The 22,104-nt window shown below is 68.3% G+C and carries 17 protein-coding genes; 8 read left to right on the top strand and 9 right to left on the bottom strand.

Features of this window, described 5'->3' with window-relative positions:
* Positions 1-41: 41 nt before the first annotated feature.
* Complete coding sequence (locus OCW50_RS11050; protein WP_315974418.1) at positions 42-1,880, bottom strand: ABC-F family ATP-binding cassette domain-containing protein; 1,839 nt, start codon at positions 1,878-1,880, stop codon at positions 42-44.
* A 308-nt stretch (positions 1,881-2,188) separates the two neighbouring features.
* Between OCW50_RS11050 and OCW50_RS11045 the strand changes: the two genes are divergently transcribed.
* A complete protein-coding gene (locus OCW50_RS11045) occupies positions 2,189-4,297 on the top strand; it encodes a sensor histidine kinase (protein ID WP_262297546.1) in 2,109 nt (702 codons plus the stop codon).
* Between the two features lie 249 nt (positions 4,298-4,546).
* Here the strand turns inward: OCW50_RS11045 and OCW50_RS11040 are convergent, their stop codons facing one another.
* On the bottom strand, positions 4,547-5,974 hold the full coding sequence (locus OCW50_RS11040) for a coniferyl aldehyde dehydrogenase (RefSeq protein ID WP_262297545.1): 1,428 nt from the start codon (positions 5,972-5,974) through the stop codon (positions 4,547-4,549).
* Positions 5,975-6,108: 134 nt separating this feature from the next.
* On the opposite strand from OCW50_RS11040, the gene OCW50_RS11035 reads away from it, so the two are divergent.
* From OCW50_RS11035 to OCW50_RS11025, 3 genes are all read left to right on the top strand, one after another.
* Entirely contained in the window at positions 6,109-7,722 is a 1,614-nt protein-coding gene (locus OCW50_RS11035; RefSeq protein WP_262297544.1) for an ABC transporter ATP-binding protein, read from the top strand.
* A gap of 13 nt (positions 7,723-7,735) precedes the next feature.
* Positions 7,736-9,208, top strand: a complete 1,473-nt coding sequence (locus OCW50_RS11030) for an aldehyde dehydrogenase family protein (RefSeq protein WP_373371370.1) — start codon at positions 7,736-7,738, stop codon at positions 9,206-9,208.
* 162 nt (positions 9,209-9,370) lie between these two features.
* Entirely contained in the window at positions 9,371-10,120 is a 750-nt protein-coding gene (locus OCW50_RS11025; protein ID WP_262270971.1) for an SDR family oxidoreductase, read from the top strand.
* 343 nt (positions 10,121-10,463) lie between these two features.
* Here OCW50_RS11025 and OCW50_RS11020 read toward each other — a convergent pair whose 3' ends face one another.
* Positions 10,464-10,751: a DUF2218 domain-containing protein gene (locus tag OCW50_RS11020; RefSeq protein WP_262297543.1), complete on the bottom strand. Its 288-nt coding sequence runs from the start codon at positions 10,749-10,751 to the stop codon at positions 10,464-10,466.
* Positions 10,752-10,949: 198 nt separating this feature from the next.
* Here OCW50_RS11020 and OCW50_RS11015 point away from each other — a divergent pair, with 198 nt between their 5' ends.
* The 3 genes from OCW50_RS11015 (at position 10,950) to OCW50_RS11005 (ending at position 14,429) form a co-directional block, all read left to right on the top strand.
* Entirely contained in the window at positions 10,950-12,431 is a 1,482-nt protein-coding gene (locus tag OCW50_RS11015; RefSeq protein ID WP_262297542.1) for an ABC transporter substrate-binding protein, read from the top strand.
* A gap of 211 nt (positions 12,432-12,642) precedes the next feature.
* Positions 12,643-13,590, top strand: coding sequence for an ABC transporter permease (locus OCW50_RS11010; protein WP_262270974.1), 948 nt, complete (start codon positions 12,643-12,645; stop codon positions 13,588-13,590).
* Positions 13,587-14,429 carry an ABC transporter permease gene (locus OCW50_RS11005; RefSeq protein WP_262297541.1) on the top strand — a complete coding sequence of 281 codons (843 nt, stop codon included), beginning with the start codon at positions 13,587-13,589 and terminating at the stop codon, positions 14,427-14,429. Before OCW50_RS11010 ends, OCW50_RS11005 begins: the two co-directional genes overlap by 4 nt.
* A gap of 217 nt (positions 14,430-14,646) precedes the next feature.
* Here OCW50_RS11005 and OCW50_RS11000 read toward each other — a convergent pair whose 3' ends face one another.
* A complete protein-coding gene (locus tag OCW50_RS11000; RefSeq protein WP_262297540.1) occupies positions 14,647-15,645 on the bottom strand; it encodes an LLM class flavin-dependent oxidoreductase in 999 nt (332 codons plus the stop codon).
* A gap of 279 nt (positions 15,646-15,924) precedes the next feature.
* A complete protein-coding gene (locus tag OCW50_RS10995) occupies positions 15,925-17,013 on the bottom strand; it encodes a TRAP transporter substrate-binding protein (protein ID WP_262297539.1) in 1,089 nt (362 codons plus the stop codon).
* A gap of 544 nt (positions 17,014-17,557) precedes the next feature.
* Here OCW50_RS10995 and OCW50_RS10990 point away from each other — a divergent pair.
* Positions 17,558-18,340, top strand: coding sequence for a hypothetical protein (locus OCW50_RS10990; RefSeq protein ID WP_262297538.1), 783 nt, complete (start codon positions 17,558-17,560; stop codon positions 18,338-18,340).
* 349 nt (positions 18,341-18,689) lie between these two features.
* Here the strand turns inward: OCW50_RS10990 and groL are convergent, their stop codons facing one another.
* The 4 genes from groL to trhO all read right to left on the bottom strand — a co-directional run bounded on the left by groL (position 18,690) and on the right by trhO (position 21,882).
* Positions 18,690-20,315, bottom strand: a complete 1,626-nt coding sequence (gene groL, locus OCW50_RS10985) for a chaperonin GroEL (protein ID WP_262297537.1) — start codon at positions 20,313-20,315, stop codon at positions 18,690-18,692.
* 56 nt (positions 20,316-20,371) lie between these two features.
* Positions 20,372-20,686, bottom strand: coding sequence for a co-chaperone GroES (groES, locus tag OCW50_RS10980; protein ID WP_262297536.1), 315 nt, complete (start codon positions 20,684-20,686; stop codon positions 20,372-20,374).
* A gap of 235 nt (positions 20,687-20,921) precedes the next feature.
* A complete protein-coding gene (locus OCW50_RS10975; RefSeq protein WP_262297535.1) occupies positions 20,922-21,134 on the bottom strand; it encodes a SlyX family protein in 213 nt (70 codons plus the stop codon).
* Entirely contained in the window at positions 21,127-21,882 is a 756-nt protein-coding gene (gene trhO / locus OCW50_RS10970) for an oxygen-dependent tRNA uridine(34) hydroxylase TrhO (RefSeq protein ID WP_262297534.1), read from the bottom strand. The genes OCW50_RS10975 and trhO overlap by 8 nt, the downstream gene beginning before the upstream one ends.
* Between the last annotated feature and the right edge of the window lie 222 nt (positions 21,883-22,104).

Raw genomic sequence — 22,104 nt, 5'->3', positions numbered from 1 at the left:
AAGGGCGGAGGGTGCCATGACGTGGAGGGTGGCGCTGACCCCTACCCCTCCAGCTCCTCGCGCAGCATCTCGAGCTCGAGCCAGCGCTCCTCGGCCGCGTGGAGGTCGGCCTGGAGCTGCGTGAGCGCGTCCATGGCCTTCTGGAAGCGGGCGGGATCGCGGGCGTAGAGGTCCGGGTCGGCCAGGATCTCGTTCACCCGGGCGATCTTGGCCTCGAGCTCGCCCATGCGCTGCGGCAGGGTCTTGAGGGCGTGCTGCTCGTTGGAGGAGAGCCTGCGCCTGACCTGGGACCGCACTTGGGACCGCACCTGGGGCTGCGCCGCGGCGGCGGCCGGCCGTTCGGCGCCCTTCGCCCTGGCCTGCTTCTCGACGGCGCGGGCCTGGACGCCCTGGCCGCGCTGCGCCACCATGTCGGTGTAGCCGCCCGCATATTCGAGCCAGCGGCCCGCGCCCTCCGAGACGAGGACGGAACTGACCGTGCGGTCGAGGAAGTCGCGGTCGTGGCTGACCAGGATCACGGTGCCGGAATAGTCCTGGATCATCTCCTCCAGGAGGTCGAGGGTTTCGAGATCCAGATCGTTGGTGGGCTCGTCGAGCACCAGGAGATTCGAGGGCTGCGCCAGGGCGCGGGCCAGCATGAGGCGGTTGCGCTCCCCGCCCGAGAGCACGCCCACGGGGGTGCGGGCCTGTTCGGGCGCGAACAGGAAGTCCTTCATGTAGCCGACGACGTGCTTGGTCTGCGTGCCGATGGTGACCGTGTCGCCGCGCCCGCCGGTGAGGGTCTCGGCCACGGTGGCGTCGGGATCGAGGCTCGCGCGGCGTTGGTCGAGGGTGACCATCTGCAGGTTGGAACCCAGCCGCACCCGGCCCTCGTCCGGCTCCAGGGCGCCGGTGAGCAGGTTGATGAGCGTCGTCTTGCCGGCGCCGTTGGGCCCGATGATGCCGAGGCGGTCGCCGCGCAGGACGCGCAGGGACAGGTTCGACACGATGGGGCGGTCGCCATAGGATTTCGAGATGCCCTCCGCCTCGACCACGAGGGTGCCGGACTGCTCGGCCTCGGCGAGGCTCATGGAGACCGTGCCGACGGCCCGGTTGCGGTCGCGGTACTGCTGGCGCATGGCGTGGAGATTGCCGAGGCGGCGCACGTTGCGCTTGCGCCGCGCCGTCACGCCATAGCGGAGCCAGTCCGCCTCGGCCACGAGCTTGCGTCCGAGCTTGTGGTGCTCGGCCTCCTCCTGCTCCAGCACCTGGTCGCGCCATTCCTCGAAATGGGCGAAGCCCCGGTCCATGCGGCGGGTCCGGCCCCGGTCGAGCCAGACGGTCGCCTGCGACAGGCTCTCCAGGAAGCGGCGGTCGTGGCTGATGAGCACGAGGGCGGAGCGCAGGCTCTTCAACTCGCCCTCGAGCCATTCGATCACCGGCAGGTCGAGATGGTTCGTGGGCTCGTCGAGGAGCAGGATGTCGGGTTCGGGCGCGAGCACGTGGGCGAGCGCCGCCCGGCGGGCCTCGCCGCCGGAGAGAGCGGCGGGCTTCTCCTCGCCGGTGAGCCCGAGCTGCTCCAGCAGGTAGCGCGCCCGGTAGGGATCGTCCCCCGGCCCCAGGCCCGCCTCCACATAGGCGAGCGTCGTCGGATAGGCGGAGAGGTCCGGCTCCTGGGCCAGGTAGCGCACGGTGGCGCCCGGCTGCACGAACCGCTTGCCGCGGTCCGCCTCCACGAGGCCTGCGGCGATTTTGAGCAGGGTGGACTTGCCCGAGCCGTTGCGGCCCACGAGGCAGGCCCGCTCGCCCGGCGAAACGGAGAGGTCCGCGCTCTCGATCAGCGGCGTGCCGCCGAAGGTGAGAGCCATGTCCTGGAGGAGAAGAAGAGGAGGAAGCGCCATCGCCGCTCACGTGACACCTCTTGGTCGCAGATGCAAGACCGCCGGCCCCGGTCGAGGACGGCCCGGAGGCCGGGTCAAGGCGTCCCCTCGCCATCGTGGCCGGGCTCGCCCCGGCCGTCTCGATCCGGAGGGCGTCGTTTCTCGTCGTCACCGGCACGAGGCCGGTGACGACGTGAGAGGAATCGACGACGCCGCATTGGCCGGGCTCCAAGGCAATCCGGGTTCATTTTGCCCGGACGATGCGCGATGAAGGGTGGACGGTCGCCGACATTTGTGGTCCCCTTTCCCACATCAAGCTGAGCGTTTGCATGACACTGACGAGGCGTCTGCTTCTTCTTGCCGTGATCTCGGTTCTGCCGGCGATCGTCATCTGGACCTACACGGAAGTCTCTCTGCGCCGCGCCCGCGAAGCCGAGGTGAACGATCTCGCCGTCAGGCAGGCGCAGCTGGTGGGCGCCGAGCTCGAGCGGATCTTCGACGGCGTCCACAGCCTGCTGCTCGCCATCGACGAGATTCCATCCATCCGCGCCTTCGATACGCCGGGCTGCAGCCCCTATCTGAAGGCCATCCAGGAAAAGGTGCCCTACGTGCTGTCCTTCGTGGCGATGGACATCAGCGGGCACATCCGCTGCCGCCCGACCGGGACCGTCGACACGCAGCACTACTTCGCCGACAGGCCCTATTTCCATCACGCCCTGTCCGAAAAGGGCATGGTCGTCGGCGAATACACGCCCGTCTTCGAGGAAGGCGCGCTTCCTCCCCGTCCCGTGCTTCCGCTCGCCCTGCCGATCTGGAACGACCGGGGCGACGTGATCGGCGTCCTCGCGGCGGCGCTCGATCTCGAATGGCTGCGCCAGAAGCTCAAGGAGCGCACCGTCCCGGAGGGCGGCTCCCTGACGGTCGCCGACCGGCGCGGCATCGTGATCGTGCAGGATCCTCAGCCGGAGCGCATGCTCGGCAGGCTCCTGCCGCAGGAATACCTGCTCCAGGCCAAGGCGAAGGAGGCGGGCACCGCGGAGACCACCAGCCTCGACGGCATTCGCCGGATCGTCGGCTACATCCCGCTCACGCTCCCCCCGCGGGACGTCTCCATCACGGTGGGCCTGTCCACGAAGGCCGCCTTCGCGTCGATCAACCAGGCGGCGAAGCGCGGCTTCATGCTGATCGCGGCCGCGCTCATCCTGGCTCTGTCCCTGTCCGCCCTGCTGAGCCGCGCCTTCATCACGCGGCCGTTCGAGCTCGTGACCGACGGCATCCGGGCCTGGCGCCAGGGCGACTACCAGGCCCGCATCGACCTGCCGGGCAAGTCGGGCGAGTTCGGCATCCTGGCGCGGGCGTTCAACGATCTGATGGACGACGTGGCGGAGCGGCAGCACGCGCTTCAGGCCAGCGAGGAGCGTGCGCGCCTGGCCCTCGAGGCGGGCCATATGGGCACTTGGTGGTACGATCCGAACAAGGGCGTCGGAGGCTGGTCGACCCAGGCGACCGCCATGCTCGGCTATCCGCACGCCAGCGAGACCATGGACCAGCAGTACTGGCTCGACATCCTCCATCCCGAGGATCTCGAGCGCGTCGTCCAGAGATGGCGCGAGGCCGTCCGGAACCAGGGCGACTACCAGGACGAGTATCGCATCCGCCGCCCGGACGGGAGCATCCGCTGGATCAACTCCAAGGGCCGGGTGTTCTTCGACATCCAGAAGAAGCCGTTCTACTTCGTCGGGATCTTCCAGGACATCACCGAGCAGAAGCACGCGGAGGAGCAGCAGCGGTTCTTCCTGGACGAGCTGAATCACCGGGTGAAGAACACGCTGACCACCGTGCAGTCGATCGCGTCGCAGACCCTGCGCACGACCGAGACGTCCGCGCAGTTCAAGGAGGCCTTCGAAGGCCGGCTGCTGGCCCTGTCGAAGACGCACAACCTGCTGACGCGCAAATCCTGGCGCGAGGCGGAGCTGCGCGACGTGGCCGAGCAGGAGCTCGCCCCCTACCGCAAGCCGGGCGACGAACGGGTCGTCCTGACCGGTCCGGACGTCCGCCTGCCGGCGCGCTACGCCATCAATCTGGGCCTCGTGCTGCACGAGCTGGTGACGAACGCCGCCAAGTACGGGGCGCTCTCGACCAATGCCGGACATCTCGACATGAGCTGGACCATCGTCGAGAACGAGGACCGCCCGGATCAGCTGCGCATCCACTGGACGGAGCGCGGCGGGCCGCCGGTCGCGCCGCCCAAGCGCCAGGGCTTCGGCTCGCGCCTGATCCGCCGCAGCATCGAGGGCGAGCTCGGCGGCTACATGGTGCTCAACTTCGCGGAGGGCGGCGTCGCCTACGACATCTCCGTGCCGCTTGCGCACGTTGCGAAATCGTCGGACGCGAAAGCGGATCCCGCGCTCGTGATCAATCCGGTGCTGCCTTCGTAAACGCGCGCGAGAGCAGTGTTCGGACCGGCCCCGGAGGGCCGCCTCAGCGGCCCGCTCTCGTCCGCACGACCCTCCGCATGTCATGGCCGGCCCTGTGCCGGCCATCCCGATGCGGTGGGGCGCGGCGCTCTTCGTTATCGAGATCATCGGGACAAGCCCGGTGATGACGTGGAGGGTTGTGTGAGGCGGTGCGAACACCCCCCCACGTCATGGCCGGCCCTGTGCCGGCCATCCCGATTGTCCGAGGCGCTAGCGCAGCAGCATGGCCAGAAGACGGTTCATGCGGCCGCCATAGGGCGGCCTCGTCATGCCGGCGCCGTTGACGCGCGCCTGGTGGAACACCGACCGCGCATGGCTGAAGGTCCTGAACCCGGCCTCGCCGTGATAGGCCCCCATGCCGCTCGCGCCCACGCCCCCGAAGGGCAGCTCCTCCTGCACGCAGTGGAGGAGCGTGTCGTTGACCGCGACGCCGCCGGAGACCGTCCGGGCGAGGACGCGGTCCACCAGCGCCCGGTCGCGGCCGAACAGGTAGAGGGCGAGCGGATGCGGCCGGGCCGCCAGGAACCGGCAGGCGGCCTCGACGTCGTCGTACGGGATCACCGGCAGGATCGGGCCGAAGATCTCCTCGCCCATGACGAGGGCATCGTCGGGCACGCCGGTCAGGACGACGGGGGCGATCTTGCGCCCGGCGGCATCGAAGGAGTCCCGACCCGGATTGATCTCGTGGATTCCGGCCCCGCGGGCCCGGGCGTCGGCGACGAGACGGTTCAGCCGCGCGACATGCCGCTCGCTGACGATGGCCGTGTAGTCGGGATTGCCCGCGAGCGTCGGGTAAAGCCGCGACACCGCCCGGCGATAGGCCGCCACGAAGGCCTCCTGGCTCCCGCGGGGCACGAGCACGTAGTCGGGCGCGATGCAGGTCTGCCCGGCGTTGAACAGCTTGCCTACGGCGATGCGCTCGGCCGCCCGGTCGAGGGAATAATCCGCCAGCACGAGGGCGGGCGACTTGCCGCCCAGCTCCAGGGTCACCGGCACCAGGTTCTCGGCCGCCGCCCGCATGACCTCGCGGCCGACCGCCGTGGAGCCGGTGAAGAGCAGGTGATCGAGCTTCAGCCGCGCGAAGGCTTTCGCCACGTCGGGCCCGCCTGGCACGACCGCGACCTCGGCCGGGTCGAACACCTGGCCGACGACCTGCTCCAGCAGCGCGGACGTGCGGGGCGTGATCTCGGACGGCTTGATCATCACCCGGTTCCCCGCCGCGAGCGCCCCGGCGAGCGGCGAGAGCGTGAGCTGGACCGGATAATTCCAGGGGCCGATGATGCCCACCACGCCGAGGGGCTGATACAGGACCCGTCCCCGGCCGGGCTGGAACATCCAGTCGATCGGGCGCCGCCGCGGCCTCATCCAGCGGCGGAAGTTCTTGCGCGCGTGGCGCAGGGCCGCCACGACGGCATAGACGTCGGCGAGCTTCGTCTCGTGGACGGACCGGTGCCCGAAATCCGCCGCGACGGCCGCGGCGAAATCCTCCGCATGGCGGACGAGGGCCGTGGCGAGCGCATCGAGGCCCTCGGCCCGGCGCTCCGGCGTGACGGGCCCGCGCTCGGCCAGGGCCGCTCGCTGGGCGTCGAGGCAGGCCTGCAGGCGGTCTCGCACCGGATTGGGGACGGCGTCGTGCACGGTTTCGGAAGCTCCACCGGATGAACGGGATGATATGGCGGACCCGGCGGCATTCTCAACATGAGCGCGGCCGACACGGATTGACGTTGCGGCCGGGATGGCAAGGATGGTGCGACCCATCCAGCAGGAGCATGATGTTGAGCGGCCCCTCCCCCGTGCTGTCGATCGAGAACCTTTCCGTGGGGCTTCCCGCCCTGGCCGACCGGCAGCACGCGATCAGGGACCTGTCGCTTGCCATCAATCCGGGCGAGACCCTCTGCGTCGTGGGCGAATCCGGCTCCGGCAAGTCGATGACCGCCATGGCGACCATCGGGCTCCTGCCGCCGGGCGTCCGGGTCCTGTCCGGGTCGATCCGGCTCGCCGGCCGCGATCTCCTCGCCCTCGACGAGGCCGGCTGGTGCGACGTGCGCGGCCGCGAGGTCGGCACCGTGTTCCAGGAGCCGATGACCTCGCTCAACCCGGTGATGCGGGTGGCGGACCAGATCGCCGAGACGTTCCGCACCCACGGGCTCCTCACCGCGGCCGAGCGCGAACGGCGCGTGCTCGACCTCCTGGCGGAGGTCAACCTGCCGAACCCGGGGCTGATCGCCAAGGCCTATCCGCACGAACTCTCCGGCGGCCAGCGTCAGCGGGTGATGATCGCCATGGCGCTCGCCCTCGAGCCCAAGCTCCTCATCGCGGACGAGCCGACCACGGCCCTCGACGTGACCACCCAGGCCCAGGTCCTGAAGCTCATCGACAACCTGCGCCGCAAGAAGGGCACGGCGGTCCTGTTCATCACCCACGATTTCGGCGTGGTGGCGGAGATCGCCGACCGGGTCGCCGTCCTGCAGCAGGGCGAGCTCGTCGAGCAGGGAACCGCCGAGCAGGTGCTGACCCGCCCGCAGCACCCCTACACCCGGCGCCTCCTGGCGGCGGTGCCTTCGCTGACGCCCCCCGGGCCGAAGCCGCTGGAAGGCCAGCCCATCGTCCTCAAGGTCGACGCCCTGACCAAGACCTATGGCGGGCGCGGCTTCCTGAGGAAGAGCCGCGAGGTCCAGGCCGCCGACGGGGTGAGCTTCGACATCCGCCGCGGCGAGACCCTGGGGCTGGTGGGCGAATCCGGCTCCGGCAAGTCGACGGTCGGGCGCTGCGTCCTGCGCCTGATCGAGCCGGATGGCGGCGCCATCGCGATCGGGGATCTCAGCTTCGGCGCCCTGTCCCAGCGCGCGCTGCGCCCGCACCGGCGCCGGATCCAGATGGTGTTCCAGGACCCGTTCGCGTCCCTCAATCCGCGCCGTACGGTCGGGCGCATCATCGCCGAGGGGCCGATCACGCAAGGGGAGGATCCGGCCCGGGCCCTGGACGAGGCCCGCATCCTCCTGGACAAGGTCGGCCTGTCGGCGACGGCCGCCGAGCGCTACCCGCACGAGTTCTCCGGCGGCCAGCGCCAGCGCATCGGCATCGCCCGGGCGCTCGCCATGAAGCCCGACGTGCTGGTGGCCGACGAGGCCGTCTCGGCCCTCGACGTGTCGGTCCAGGCGGAGATCCTCAGGCTGATCCGCGGGTTGCAGGAGGAGCTCGGGCTTGCCATCCTGTTCATCACCCACGATCTGCGGGTCGCCGCCCAGATCTGCGACCGCGTGGCAGTCATGCAAAAAGGTCGGATTGTGGAAATGGCCGAAACCGCGCAACTCTTCGCCCATCCGCGCGACGCGTATACGCGCCAGCTCCTGGCCGCGGTGCCGGGCATGAACACAATGATTTAGGGAGACGAAACCCATGAACGATCAGGTCGGCGCGAGCCTCGCGCCCAGCATGGTGTTCCAGAATCTCATCGGCGGGCGCGAGCGCCCGGCCTCGGACGGGCTCGCTCTCGACGTGCTCTCGCCGATCGACGGCTCGCTGCTCGCCCGGATCGCCGCCGGGACCGCCCAGGACATCGACGAGGCCGTGACGGCGGCCCGTTCCGCCTTCGAGGGCGCCTGGGGCAGGCTCACCGCGACGGAGCGCGGGCGCCTGCTCATGAAGCTCGCGGCGGCCGTCGAAGCCCATGCGGACGAACTCGCCCTCCTGGAGAGCCGCGACAACGGCAAGCCCCTGCGCCAGTCCCGGGCCGACGCCATCGCGCTCGCCCGCTATTTCGAGTTCTACGGCAGCGCCGCCGACAAGCTGCACGGGGACGTGATCCCCTACCTCAACACCCATTTCATCGGCGTCGAGCGGGTGCCGCACGGGGTGACCGGGCATATCGTGCCCTGGAACTACCCGATGCAGATCTTCGGCCGCTCGGTCGGCGCCGCCCTGGCGGCCGGGAACGCCACCGTGGTGAAGCCCGCCGAGGATGCCTCGCTGACGATCCTGCGCGTATCGGCGCTGGCCCGCGAGGTCGGCTTCCCGGACGGCGCCCTCAACGTGGTGACGGGCCTCGGCCGCACGGCCGGCGCGGCGCTCGCGGCCCATCCCGACATCGATTTCCTCTCTTTCACCGGCAGCCCGGAGACCGGCACCGCCGTCCAGACGGCGGCGGCGCAGAACCATGTGGGCGTGACCCTCGAGCTCGGCGGCAAGTCGGCCCAGGTGGTGTTCGACGACGCGGATCTCGAGCGCGCCCTGCCGGTCCTCGTCAACGCGATCATCCAGAACGGCGGCCAGACCTGCTCGGCGGGCAGTCGCCTGCTGATCCAGCGCGGCATCTTCCAGGACGTGGTCGACGCGGTGGCGGAACGGTTCCGGAGCCTGCGCGCAGGGCACCCCGAGCGCGAGCCCGACCTGGGCCCGATGATCAACCAGGCCCAGCAGCGCCGCGTCCTCGGCTATCTCGAGCGCGGCCGCAACGAGGGCCTGACCGTCATCGGCGAAGGCCAGGTGGCGTCCGACGCGCCCGCCGGCGGGTTCTACGTGGCCCCGACCTTCCTGGCGCCGGTGCCGCACGGGAGCATCCTGTCCCAGGAGGAGGTCTTCGGCCCGGTCCTGGTGGCGACGCCCTTCGACGACGAGGCCGAGGCGATCCGGCTGGCGAACGGCACCCCCTACGGCCTCGCGGCCGGCGTGTGGACCCGGGACGCCATGCGCTCGACCCGCGTCGCCCGCTCCATGCGGGCCGGCCAGGTCTTCGTGAACTGCTACGGGGCCGGCGGCGGCATCGAGCTGCCCTTCGGCGGCTTCGGCCGCTCGGGCCACGGCCGCGAGAAGGGCTTCGAGGGGCTCATCGAGTTCACCACGACCAAGACGCTGGTCATCGCGCACGGGTAGGCCACGATCGTCCCTCCGCATGTCATGGCCGGCCTTGTGCCGGTGATGACCAAGGATCAGCGGGACAGGCCCGGTCCTGACGTCGGAGGGAGGCGCTCCTCACTCACCACTCCTAACCCTCCCCTGGCGGGGACAGAAAAAGCACATCGGAAGGGAAGAATCATGAATCGCCTCGAAGGCAAGGTGGCGCTGGTCACGGGCGCCGGGTCCGGTTTCGGTCAGGGCATCGCGGAAACCTTCGCCCGCGAGGGCGCCAAGGTGGCCATCGTCGACATCAACGAGGCGGCGGCCAAGGCGGCCGCGGACAAGATCGGCGCCAGCGCGATCGGGCTTGCGGCCGACGTGTCGAAGGCCGCCGACGTGAATGCCGCCGTCGAGAAGACCGTGGCGGCTTTCGGCAAGCTCGACATCGTGGTCAACAATGCGGGCATCAGCCACCGCAACCGGCCGATGCTGGAGGTCGAGGAGGACGAGTTCGACCGGGTCTTCGCGGTCAACGTGAAGTCGATCTACCTCTTCGCCAAGGCGGCCGTGCCGCTGATGCAGAACCAGGGCGGCGGCGTGATCGTCAACGTGGGCTCGACCGCGGGCCTGCGCCCCCGCCCCGGCCTGACCTGGTACAACAGCACCAAGGGCGCCGTGCACACCATGACCAAGTCCATGGCCGTGGAGCTCGCCCCCAACAAGATCCGCGTCTGCGCGCTCGCTCCCGTGGCCGGCGAGACGCCGCTGCTGGCCACCTTCATGGGCGAGGACACGCCCCAGAAGCGCGAGCTGTTCGTCAACTCGATCCCGCTCGGCCGCTTCTCCACCCCGCAGGACATCGCCAACGCGGCGCTCTATCTCGCCTCCGACGAGGCCAGCATGATCACCGGCGTGGTGCTCGAGGTCGACGGCGGACGCTGCATCTGAGGCGGCCGGGCGCAACCTTTCCCGCGACGGCCGGCTTGTCCCGGCCCTCGAACGGCCTCACTGACACCCTCCGCACGTCATGGCCGGCCAGTCATCACCCGCCTCTCGCCGGCCATCCCGATGCGGTGAAGCGCGGCGCTCTATCGAAGCGGGATCACCGGCACAAGGCCGGTGATGATGTGGAGGGTGGTATGAGCCGGTGATGACACCCTCCGCACGTCATGGCCGGCCTTGTGCCGGCCATCCCGATCTTTTCGGGCTCGGCGCCTCACCGCATCGGGATCACCGGGACAAGCCCGGTGATGACGTGCAGGGTGGTGTGAGCCGGCCATGACGCGACGCTCTACGCCTTGGCCCATGCGAACGGCAGGGGCGCCTCCTTGAAGGCGAACCGGTCGAGATGGGAGGCGACGACGCCCTTCATGCGCTGGAGCGTCTCGTCGTCCTGCGCCTCCACGCTGACCGTCAGGCCTTCGGGGTCGGCCGTCATGGTGGCGACGGCGGCGGGGAAGCGGACGGTGCCCTCGTTGCCGGAGAGCTGGACGTCGAGCTTGTGGCTCCAGTGCTTGCAGAGCTGCTGGAGGTATCGGGCGCCGTTCGCGGTGGGCACCCGGGCGGTCTCTTGAGCCATTTTGTTCAAGCCTTTCATTCCGCCGATCGCGTTGGACAGAGGGCTCCGGCGGATCTGCACAGGCGGATGATTAGTCCCCGGTCACGGCGAAGTTAAGTGAAGAATCGGTCATGGACGTCTTCCATCCGGCGCGGTCCTGCGTAAGCTGGGGCCACCGCGACCTGTCGCGGCCCGTGACCCGATGGAGTTCAAGCCCTGATGACGAAGCGCCTTCTGACCGCCGCTCTCCTTCTCTCCGTCAGCGTCATCCCGGCCTTTGCGGCCAAGACTTCCCTGGTGGTCGGCATGCCCATCGAGCCCCCGGGCCTCGATCCGACGGTCGCGGCTCCCGTGGCGATCCGCGAGGTCACCTGGGTCAATCTCTATGAAGGCCTCGTCCGCATCGACCGGACCGGCAAGGTGCAGCCGCTGCTCGCGAAGAGCTGGGAGGTCTCGCCGGACGGGATGACCTATACGTTCCATCTCCAGGAGGGCGTGAAGTTCCACGACGGCTCGACCTTCGATTCGGCCGACGTGAAATTCGCCTTCGACCGCGCCCGCGATCCGAAATCGACCAATGCGCAGAAGCAGATCTTCGCGCCGATCACCGCCATCGAGACGCCCGATCCCGCCACCGTGGTGATCAAGCTCAAGGAGACCTCGGGCAACTTCCTCTATTATCTCGGCTGGGGCGACGCGGTGATCGTGGCGCCGGAAACCGCCGCCGGCAACGCCGCGAACCCCGTCGGCACCGGGCCGTTCAAGTTCAAGTCGTGGACGCGCGGCGACCGGGTCGAGCTCGTGCGCAATGCCGATTACTGGCAGAAGGACAAGACCAAGCTCGACAGCGTCACCTTCCGCTTCATCAACGACGCCCAGGCCCAGGTCGCGGCCCTCAAGGCGGGCGATGTCGACGCGTTCCCCAATCTCGGGGCCCCGGAGCTTTTCGCGGAGTTCCAGAAGGATGCGCGCTTCAAGGCGGTGGCCGGCAACACCGAGGGCGAGATCGTGGCCGGCATGAACAACGCCAAGAAGCCGTTCGACGACGTGCGCGTGCGCCGCGCCCTCATGCATGCGGTCGACAGGAAGGCGCTGGTCGAGGGCGCCTATTCCGGCTTCGGGCAGCCCATCGGCAGCTTCTTCTCGCCGAACAATCCGGCCTTCGTGGACACGACGAAGGTGATTCCCTACGACGTCGAGAAGGCCAAGGCGCTCCTGAAGGAGGCGGGCTACGGCAACGGCCTGTCGATCACCATCAAGTCGCCCCAGATGGCCTATGCCAGCCGCTCGGCGGAGCTGCTCTCCGCCATGATGGCCGAGGTCGGCGTCGACCTGAAGATCGTCCCGACGGAATTCCCGGCCAAGTGGATCGAGGAGGTCTTCAAGAACAAGGATTACGACGTCACCATCGTGGCCCACACGGAGCCGCTCGACATCGACATCTTCGCCCGCGACTCCTATTACTTCAATTACAAGAACGACACCTTCAAAGCCGCCGTGGCGGAGGCCGCCAGGACCACGGACGAGAAGGCGCGCTACGCGAAATACGCGGAGGCGCAGAAGATCCTGGCCGAGGACGTGCCCGCGCTCTTCCTGTTCCAGCTGCCGAAGCTCGGCGTCTGGAACGCCAAGGTGCAGGGCCTGTGGGAGAACTCGCCGATCCCGTCGAACGACGTGACGGAGGTGTCGTGGAGCGAGTGAGGCCGGCGCATCGTTTCGCCCGATGGCCCTCATGCGGACATCCCGTGTCATCACCGGCCCTGTGCCGGTGATCCCGACGACGTGAAGCACGCTGCCTCCCCCGATCGGGATGGCCGGGACGAGCCCGGCCATGACGCGCGGAGGATCGACGTCGCTTCCGATCGCGCCCGTCTCCCTCGTAAGCCAGAGGGAGCGTGCGTAGAGTAAACCCATGCTGCGCCTCACTCTCTCACGCCTCGTCTCGCTCGCCGTCACCCTGCTGGCGGTGTCGCTGGCGATCTTCCTCATCATGGAAGTGCTGCCGGGCGATCCGGCCGCCATCATGCTGGGCACCGCCGCCCGGGAGGACACGCTCGCGGCCCTGCGCCAGGAGCTCGGCCTCGATCAGCCGGCGCTCGTGCGCTACCTGGAATGGATCGGCGGCATCCTGCACGGCGATCTGGGCCAGTCGATCACCTACAAGATGCCGGTCGCGACCCTCGTGGCCGAGCGCATGAACGTGACGCTGCCGCTGAGCCTGCTCGCCATCCTGATCTCGACGGCGCTCGCCCTGCCGCTCGGCGTCGCGGCGGCGGCGCGGCGCGACGGGCCGGTGGACCGCGCCGTGCTGGTGTTCAGCCAGCTCGGCGTGGCGGTGCCGAACTTCTGGATCGGCCTGCTGTTCATCCTGTTCTTCTCGACCTGGCTCGGCTGGTTCCCGGCCGGCGGCTTTCCCGGCTGGAGCGCGGGGCTCTGGCCCGCCTTCCAGGCGCTGCTCCTGCCGGCCGTGGCGCTCGCCCTGCCCCAGGCGGCCGTGCTCACCCGCGTGACGCGCTCGGCGACCCTCGAGGTGATCGGCGCCGACTTCGTGCGCACCGCCCGCGCCAAGGGCGTCGACAAGGGCGGGACCCTGCGCCGCCACGTGGTGCCGAACGCGCTCATTCCCGTCACGACGATCCTGGGCCTCCAGCTCTCGTTCTTCTTCGGCGGCGCCATCCTGGTCGAGAACGTGTTCAACCTGCCGGGCCTCGGACGGCTCGCCTATCAGGCGCTCAACCAGCGCGACCTCGTGGTGATCAAGGACATCGTGCTGATCTTTTCCGGACTCGTGATCGGGGTGAACTTCCTCGTCGATATCGGCTACGCCCTCCTCGACCCGCGCCTGAGGGGCCGGTCATGAGCCGCCGCGCGCGCATTCCCCTCAACCCGGCCCTCGTGGTGGGCGCCATCCTCACGGCGCTCCTGATCGTCACCGCGCTGGTCTCCCTCGTCTGGACCCCGGAGGTGCCGACGCGGGTGCGCGTCGCCCTGCGCCTGAAGGCCCCCGGAGAGGTGGGCCTGCTCGGCACCGATCATTTCGGCCGCGACGTCGCCTCGCTGCTCATGGTGGGGGCGTGGAACTCGCTCGCCATCGCGTGGCCGGCGGTGCTGCTGGGGGCGGCCATCGGCACGGCCATCGGCTGCGCGGCCGCGGCCTGGAAGGGCCTCGCGGACGAGATCGCCATGCGGGTCTCCGACGTGGTCTTCGCCTTCCCGGCGGTGCTCTCGGCGATCATGATCGGCGCCCTCGTGGGCTCGGGCCCGCTCGCCGCCATCCTGGCGATCGCCGTGTTCAACGTGCCGGTCTTCGCCCGGGTGACGCGCGGCGTCGCGCTCCAGGTCTGGACCCTCGACTACATCGCGGCCGCCCGCGCCATCGGCAAGCACCCGCTGCGCATCACCTGGGAGGACGTGATCCCGAACATCGCGGGCGCGCTCATCGTCCAGGTGACGATCCAGCTCGCCCTCGCGATCCTGACCGAAGCGGGCCTGAGCTATCTCGGCCTCGGCGTGCGCCCGCCCAATCCGAGCTGGGGCCGCATGCTCAGCGACGCGCAGACCTATCTCTCGCAGGCCCCGCATCTCGCCATCGCGCCCGGCATCGCCATCGCGCTCTCGGTGCTCGGCCTCAACCTTCTCGGCGACGGCCTGCGCGACGCCCTCGATCCGACCCTGAAGGGACGCGGCGCGACGGCTTGAGGAGCGCTGCGGATCGTGCACCGACCCCTCCGACGTCATGGCTCCCACGTCATGGCCGGCCCTGTGCCGGCCATCCCGATCGGAAGGGCGCGGCGCCCTACAGAAGCGGGATCACCGGGACAAGCCCGGTGATGACGTGGAGTGTTGGTTGAAGCGGTCCTGCCACCCTCCCACGTCATGGCCGGGCTTGTCCCGGCCATCCCGATCGTTCGATGCGCTAGGCCGCCGTCCTCATCCCCTCCCGCACCTCGCTGAGGATCTCGTAGGAGCGCAGGCGCTTGGCATGGTCGTAGATCGCGGCCGCGACCATCACCTCGTCGGCGCCGGTCTGCGCGATGAAGCCTTCCAGCCCGTCCCGCACGGTGCCGGCCGATCCGACGAAGGAGCAGGACAGCATGTTCATGGCCTGCGCCTTCTCGTGCGGCAGCCAGTAGCTTTCGATGTCGTCGATGGGCGGCTGGAGCTTGCCGCGGGCGCCGCGGAACAGGTTGGTGAAGGATTGCTGGGCCGAGGTGAAGAGGTGGCGCGCCTCCTCGTCCGTGTCGGCCGCGATCACGTTCACGCCCACCATGGCATAGGGCCGGGCGAGCTGCGCCGAGGGCTGGAACCGCTCGCGATAGACCTGGAGCGCCTGCATGAGGGCGCCGGGCGCGAAATGGGACGCGAAGGCATAGGGCAGGCCCAGCATGGCCGCGAGCTGCGCGCCGAACAGGCTCGAGCCCAGGATCCAGACCGGCACGTTCGAGCCCGCGCCCGGCACCGCCTGGATGGCCTGGTCGGGCTGGACGGGGCCGAGCAGCGCCTGCAGCTCGAGCACGTCCTGCGGGAAGGTGTCGGCCGCGCTCGGATCCCGGCGCAGAGCCCTCAAGGTGCGCTGGTCGGTGCCGGGCGCGCGGCCGACCCCGAGATCGATCCGCCCCGGAAACAGGGCATCGAGGGTGCCGAACTGCTCGGCGATCACCAGAGGCGAGTGGTTCGGCAGCATGATGCCGCCTGCGCCGACCCGCATGGTCTTCGTGCCGCCCGCCACATGGGCGATCACCACGCTGGTCGCCGCGCTGGCGATGCCCACCATGTTGTGGTGCTCGGCGAGCCAGTAGCGGCTGTAGCCCCAGGCTTCCGCGTGCTGCGCCAGATCGAGGCTGTTGCGCAGGGCGTCGGACGGCGTGGAGCCTTCGGGAACGGGCGCGAGATCGAGAACGGAAAATGGAGGCATGGGCAGACTTTCTGGTGCGGTTCAAGGCCGAACGAGGATCGCCCTGAGATCATCATTCCGGGCTCCGGATGCAAGCCGCAAAGCCTCCCGCCCGGGACACCCCTGCCCTGCAAAGGAAAAACCCGGCGCCTGAGGCGCCGGGTTTCCCGATGACATGCGGGTTGCTCCGGAGCATCGTGCGAAAAAGTGGACCCGGTTTTTCGCCGTCAACGATGCGCCAGCCAAGAGTGGAGCACCGGATCCGATCCCGAAAGCGGGTCCACTTTCGGGTCCGATGCTCTAGCCGCGCGTCCGGGCGCGGATCATGTAGGTGTCGAAGGCGTATTCGGCGACCTGGAACCAGAGATATTCCTCGTTGCGGAAGGCGCGCAGCGAATCGATCAGCTTCTTGAAATCCGCGTTCTGGGCGGAGATCTCCGCATAGACCTCGTTGGTCGCCTTGTAGGCGGCGTCGAGGATCTCGGGCGAGAACGGACGCAGCTGGGCGCCGGCGCCCACCAGGCTGCGCAGGGCGGCCGGGTTCTTGGCGTCGTACTTGGCCAGCATGTCCATGTTGGCCGCCATGCAGCCCGCCTGGAGGATCGCCTGGTAGTTCTTCGGCAGCGATTCCCACTTGCCCTTGTTGAACAGGAAGTGGAGCGTCAGACCACCCTCCCAGAAGCCCGGGTAGTAGTAGAACGGCGCGACCTTCTGGAAGCCGAGCTTCTCGTCGTCATAGGGACCGATCCACTCGGCGGCGTCGATGGTGCCGCGCTCCAGGGACGGGTAGATGTCGCCGCCCGCCACCTGCTGCGGAATGACGCCGAGCTTCGACATCACCTGCCCGGCGATGCCCGCGATGCGCATCTTGAGGCCCTGCAGGTCCTGGACGGTCTTGATCTCCTTGCGGAACCAGCCGCCCATCTGGGTGCCGGTGTTGCCGCCCGGAAGAGCATAGAGGTTGTGCTTGGCCATGAAATCGTTCACGAGGCCGATGCCGCCGCCATGGTACTGCCAGGCGTTGAGCTGGCGGGCGTTGAGCGTGAACGGCACGGCCGCGGCTGCCGCGAAGGTCGGGTCCTTGCCGACATAGTAATAGGCGGCCGTGTGGGCCATCTCGACCGTGCCGGCGGACACCGCATCGGCCGCCTGGAAGGTGCCGACGATCTCACCGGCCGAGAACGGCTGGATCTGGAACTTGCCGTCCGTCGCCTCGGACACGTACTTGGCCAGGAAATCCGCGCCGCCATAGATGGTGTCGAGGGATTTCGGGAAGCCCGAGGTCAGGCGCCAGCGGATCTCCGGGCTGGACTGGGCGATGGCGGGCTTGGCGACGGCGCCTGCGGCGAGGCCGGCGCCGGCCGTGGCGAGAAAGTTGCGGCGTTTCATGGGTGCCTACTCCTGTTCGAGGGCATGTCGCGCTGTGAGGAAGGCTCGGGTACAGGCGATGGTTGCCCTTGAGTAAATTAGACGAAAGACTCGGCTCCTTCCGGCAACCGGCTTCATGATCCGACTGTTCCGCGGGTCCGCCGGTCCGCCAAATCATTGATCTTCCGAGGAAGTGGCTTCGCGGGACGGACCGGGCCCGGCCGAACCATCCCCGTCGCGGTCCGATGGGCATGACGGTGGCGCAGCCCACCCCTGCCAAGCTTGCATATGGGGGCCTGAAACCGTTGCAATCGAGCCATTTCCTCCGTTTTTCCGCGCGAGCTCTCACAATGATATAAAGTAGATGAACATTGTCATCGCGGCGGAAACAATGTGCAAAAGTAAACTATGTGAATCCTGTAGCATTTACTTGTATCAGCATCAGTATTACATAAACTACCTCTTACGGGTCAGAGGATTACTAGCTTCAGGCCACAGATTCGCCACAGTCGGCCACTGAGTTTTACCTGAGCAAGGGGAAGAGCCAACGTGCTCTTATAGGCCGATGAAGAAGACGCTTATTTTGCTTGGAGCCACCATCGTCACGAACGGGATGATGTTCAGCGGGGCTGAGGCCCGGTTGGTCCGCTACGAGATCAACGGGAAGCAGTATTCCTACAGCACGAACAACATCGCCCAGACGGCCGAGGCGCGAAAGCGGATCGCGGCCGCGAAGGCGGCGGAAGCCGCCAAGGCCAAGGCCGAGACGGAAAAGGCCCGCAACCCTCTCGCGGCGGCATTCGGCTCGGCGACGCAGAAGGAAGCCAAGGCGACCGAGGAGCGGCTTCAGCAGATCCTGTCGGGGCCGACGGAATACATGGCCGTGTCTCCGCCGGCTCCCGAGCGCACCGGCGAGGCTGCCAGGAAGGTTCAGGAGAAGCCCCAGGAGAAACCTCAGGAGAAGCTCGCGCGCCCGGCCCTGGACGCCAAACCGGCTCAGAAGGCCGTCACGGTCGTGCGCGCGCCGGCCAAGCCAGTCCTGGCTTCAGCCGTGGCCGCATCCCTCGTCATTGCCGAGCCGGTCATCCCGCAGCACCAGACGAAGGTGAAATCCGTCTCCTTCGACATGCAGACCGGCATCAAGACGACGATCATGAACGATGGGACGATCGAGGAGGAGCCGTTCGACAGCAGCGCCCTCGCCGTCCTGGCTCCGGACGCGGGGAAGATGCACAGCCTGACGGCTTTCGTGAACCAGCTGCGCAGGACCCCGCCCGAGGACACGACCGGCTCGATCAGAACCAGCGTGGCGGAGCCGGAGGACGGATCTCTGATCAGGCACCGCTAGCGCATCGGACAATCGGGATGACCGGGACAGGCCCGGCCATGACGGGGGAAAGGTCACGCCACAGCGATGATCATCCTCCACGTCATCACCGCCTCACACCACCCTCCACGTCATCACCGGGCTCGTCCCGGTGATCCCGCTTGTTTGAGGCGCGGCGCTTCACCTTATCGGGATGGCCGGGACAAGCCCGGCCATGACGTGGGGAGGGTGTTCGCACCGGGCCACACACACACCACGTCATCACCGGGCTTGTCCCGGTGATCCCGATGCGAGAGGCGCCGCGCTTCTCCGCATCGAGATGGCCGGGACAAGCCCGGCCATGACGTGGGGAGGGTATCAACCCGATGCTCTAGAAGTCCATTCCGCCGGCCGGCATGGCGGGCGCGGCTTCCTTCTTGGGCTTCTCGGCGATCATCGCCTCGGTGGTGATGAGGAGGCCCGCCACGGACGCGGCATCCTCGAGCGCGACGCGCACGACCTTCGCCGGATCGATGATGCCGAACGCGTAGAGGTCGCCGTATTCACCGGTCTGGGCGTTCCAGCCTGCGGCGTAGTCCTTCGCCTCGGCCACCTTGCCGACGATGACGGAGCCGTCCTCTCCCGCGTTCAGGGCGATCTGGCGCGTCGGCGCCTGAAGGGCACGGCGCACGATCTCGACGCCGGTCTTCTGGTCGTCGTTGGCCGGCGTCACGCCGTCGAGGGCCTTGAGGGCCCGCAGCAGGGCCACGCCGCCGCCCGGCAGGACGCCCTCCTCGACCGCCGCCTTCGTGGCATGCATCGCATCGTCGACGCGGTCCTTCTTCTCCTTCACCTCGACCTCGGTCGCGCCGCCGACGCGTATCACCGCGACGCCGCCGGCGAGCTTGGCCAGACGCTCCTGGAGCTTCTCGCGGTCGTAGTCCGAGGTGGTCTCCTCGATCTGCGCCTTGATCTGGCCGACGCGGGCCTCGATGTCGCGCCGGTCGCCGGCCCCGTCCACGATGGTGGTGTTCTCCTTCTCGATCACCACCTTCTTGGCGCGGCCGAGCATCGGCAGCGTGACGTTCTCGAGCTTGATGCCCAGATCCTCGGACACGACCTGCCCCTTCGTCAGGACGGCGATGTCCTCGAGCATGGCCTTGCGGCGGTCGCCGAAGCCCGGAGCCTTCACGGCGGCGATCTTCAGGCCGCCGCGCAGCTTGTTGACCACGAGCGTGGCGAGCGCCTCGCCTTCCACGTCCTCGGCGATGATGAGGAGCGGCTTGCCGGTCTGCACCACCGCCTCGAGCACGGGCAGCATGGCCTGCAGGCCGGAGAGCTTCTTCTCGTGGATGAGGATGTAGGGATCCTCGAGTTCCACGCGCATCTTCTCGGCGTTGGTGATGAAGTACGGCGAGAGGTAGCCGCGGTCGAACTGCATGCCTTCCACGACTTCGAGCTCGGTCTCCAGGGACTTGGCCTCCTCGACCGTGATCACGCCCTCGTTGCCGACCTTCTGCATGGCCTGCGCCAGCATGCGGCCCACATCGGCGTCACCGTTGGCCGAGATGGTGCCCACCTGGGCGATCTCGTCGTTGGACGTCACCTTCTTGGCGTTCTTCTTGAGATCCGCCACCACGGCCTCGACGGCCATGTCGATGCCGCGCTTGAGGTCCATCGGGTTCATGCCGGCGGCCACCGCCTTGGCGCCCTCGCGCACGATGGCCTGGGCCAGAACCGTCGCCGTGGTGGTGCCGTCGCCGGCGCGGTCGTTCTGCTTGCTCGCCACCTCGCGCACCATCTGGGCGCCCATGTTCTCGAACTTGTCGGAGAGCTCGATCTCCTTGGCGACGGTGACGCCGTCCTTGGTGATGCGCGGCGCCCCGAAGGACTTCTCGATCACCACGTTGCGGCCCTTCGGGCCCAGCGTGACCTTCACGGCATCGGCCAGAATATCGACGCCGCGCAGCATCTTCTCGCGGGCGTCCAGGGCGAATTTGACTTCCTTAGCGGCCATTGTTCGTCACTCCTGATGAGACGTAACGATGTGTGACTCTGATCGTGGGTTCGGCCTCACGCGGCCTTCTTCTGGGCGGCGGCTTCTTCCAGCACGCCCATGACGTCGCTCTCCTTCATGATCAGGAGATCCTCGCCGTCGATCTTCACTTCCGTGCCGGACCACTTGCCGAAGAGCACGCGATCGCCGGCTCTCACGTCGAGGGGAACCAGTTGGCCCTGCTCGTTGCGGGCGCCGGGCCCGACCGCGATCACCTCGCCCTGCTGGGGCTTCTCCTTGGCGGTGTCCGGGATGATGATGCCGCCCGCCGTCTTCTCCTCGGCGTCGATGCGCCGGACCACGATCCGGTCGTGCAAAGGACGGAACTTCATGAAGCTTCCTCCAATGATATCAACATGTTAACTGCTCAAGCGGAGCCTCCAGGGCCTCCGCGGCGATGATTTGGTCGAGCAATCTTGACCGTTCAAGAGAGGCCGTGAAAAAAATTTTGCCCCGTGGGGAACCGGGCCCCGACAGGGCTTTTCGCCCGGGAGCCGGGCCGCGGCACGAGAGGCCTGCTCCCGGTCATCTTCGGGCTCGTCCCGGCCATGGCCGGGAGAGGCCGGATCAGTAATGCGGCGGCGGGGCCTCGGGGGCGGACGGGCCGCCCGCGTTGTCCTCGACCTCCTGGACCCGGTCGAGCAGTTCGTTGAGCTGACGCCTGAGGCTGTCGATCAGCTTCCACTGGGCGATGACCGTCTGGTTCAGGTCCTCGATCACCTGGTCCTGATAGGCGAGGCGCACTTCGAGCGCGTCGGTGCGGGCCTCAAGATCACTCATCGGACGGCCCTGCCTCGTCCGGCCGCTCCACGAGCCCATGGCCGAGCGCCACCCGTTCGTCGAACACGAAGCAGCCGCCGGTCCAGCGGCTCTCCGCCTCCGGAACCTCCTCGAGATACTTGAGGATCCCACCCTTGAGGTGGAAGACCTCCTCGAAGCCCTGGGCCAGCATGTAGGAGCTGGCCTTCTCGCACCGGATGCCCCCCGTGCAGAACATGGCGACCTTCCGGTGCCGCGTCGGGTCGAGTTCCGTCTTCACGAAGTCCTTGAACTGGCTGAAGCGCTTGATCCGGGGATCGACCGCGCCCGCGAAGGTGCCCATCTCGACCTCGAAATCGTTGCGCGTGTCGAGGAGCACGATGCCGGGCTCCTCGAGCAGCCGGTTCCAGTCGGCCGGCGACACATAGGTGCCGACGCGGCGCAGGGGATCGGTCTGCGGATCGCCCAGGGTCACGATCTCCTTCTTGAGCCTCACCTTCATGCGCTTGAACGGTATCTCGGCCGCCGTCGAGAACTTGAGCTCGAGATTGTCGAGACGTCCCTGGAACAGCGCGCCGTCGCGCAGCTGGGCCATCAGGGCATCGAGCGCCCCGTCCGGGCCGGCCACCGTCCCGTTGATGCCCTCCTGGGCGAGCAGAAGCGTGCCCCTGATCCCGAGATCGAGGCAGATCCTGTGCAGCGGGTCCTTGAGCTCCCGGAAGTCCGGCAGCGGCACGAACTGGTAGAGGGCGGCAACCTTGTACGTCATGGCGGCTGTTTATCAGCAGGCGCGGAGACGGGGAACCCACCTGTCGCAGCCCCGATGTCGCTCTCCCGTCACGTCATGGCCGGCCGGTCATCACCCGCCTCTGCCGGCCATCCCGATTGTCTTGAGCGCGGCGCCTCTCGGAAGCGGGATCACCGGGACAAGCCCGGTGATGACGTGAGAGAGTGACCGTCGGAGTGGCGCGACCTTTCCCACGTCATGGCC

This window comes from Microvirga sesbaniae, from assembly GCF_025460805.1.
GTDB lineage: Bacteria > Pseudomonadota > Alphaproteobacteria > Rhizobiales > Beijerinckiaceae > Microvirga > Microvirga sesbaniae.
The sequence above is the reverse complement of the archived record's forward strand: the minus strand, read 5'-3'. Positions and strand labels throughout refer to the sequence as shown.

Coding starts and splice junctions, on each gene's coding strand:
- OCW50_RS10975 (WP_262297535.1), bottom strand. CDS start 21,134: ATGAGTGATCTTGAGGCCCGCACCGACGCGCTCGAAGTGCGCCTCGCC.
- OCW50_RS10995 (WP_262297539.1), bottom strand. CDS start 17,013: ATGAAACGCCGCAACTTTCTCGCCACGGCCGGCGCCGGCCTCGCCGCA.
- OCW50_RS11045 (WP_262297546.1), top strand. CDS start 2,189: ATGACACTGACGAGGCGTCTGCTTCTTCTTGCCGTGATCTCGGTTCTG.
- OCW50_RS11050 (WP_315974418.1), bottom strand. CDS start 1,880: ATGGCGCTTCCTCCTCTTCTTCTCCTCCAGGACATGGCTCTCACCTTC.
- groL (WP_262297537.1), bottom strand. CDS start 20,315: ATGGCCGCTAAGGAAGTCAAATTCGCCCTGGACGCCCGCGAGAAGATG.
- OCW50_RS10990 (WP_262297538.1), top strand. CDS start 17,558: ATGAAGAAGACGCTTATTTTGCTTGGAGCCACCATCGTCACGAACGGG.
- OCW50_RS11005 (WP_262297541.1), top strand. CDS start 13,587: ATGAGCCGCCGCGCGCGCATTCCCCTCAACCCGGCCCTCGTGGTGGGC.
- groES (WP_262297536.1), bottom strand. CDS start 20,686: ATGAAGTTCCGTCCTTTGCACGACCGGATCGTGGTCCGGCGCATCGAC.
- OCW50_RS11035 (WP_262297544.1), top strand. CDS start 6,109: ATGTTGAGCGGCCCCTCCCCCGTGCTGTCGATCGAGAACCTTTCCGTG.
- OCW50_RS11025 (WP_262270971.1), top strand. CDS start 9,371: ATGAATCGCCTCGAAGGCAAGGTGGCGCTGGTCACGGGCGCCGGGTCC.
- OCW50_RS11015 (WP_262297542.1), top strand. CDS start 10,950: ATGACGAAGCGCCTTCTGACCGCCGCTCTCCTTCTCTCCGTCAGCGTC.
- trhO (WP_262297534.1), bottom strand. CDS start 21,882: ATGACGTACAAGGTTGCCGCCCTCTACCAGTTCGTGCCGCTGCCGGAC.
- OCW50_RS11020 (WP_262297543.1), bottom strand. CDS start 10,751: ATGGCTCAAGAGACCGCCCGGGTGCCCACCGCGAACGGCGCCCGATAC.
- OCW50_RS11030 (WP_373371370.1), top strand. CDS start 7,736: ATGAACGATCAGGTCGGCGCGAGCCTCGCGCCCAGCATGGTGTTCCAG.
- OCW50_RS11000 (WP_262297540.1), bottom strand. CDS start 15,645: ATGCCTCCATTTTCCGTTCTCGATCTCGCGCCCGTTCCCGAAGGCTCC.
- OCW50_RS11010 (WP_262270974.1), top strand. CDS start 12,643: ATGCTGCGCCTCACTCTCTCACGCCTCGTCTCGCTCGCCGTCACCCTG.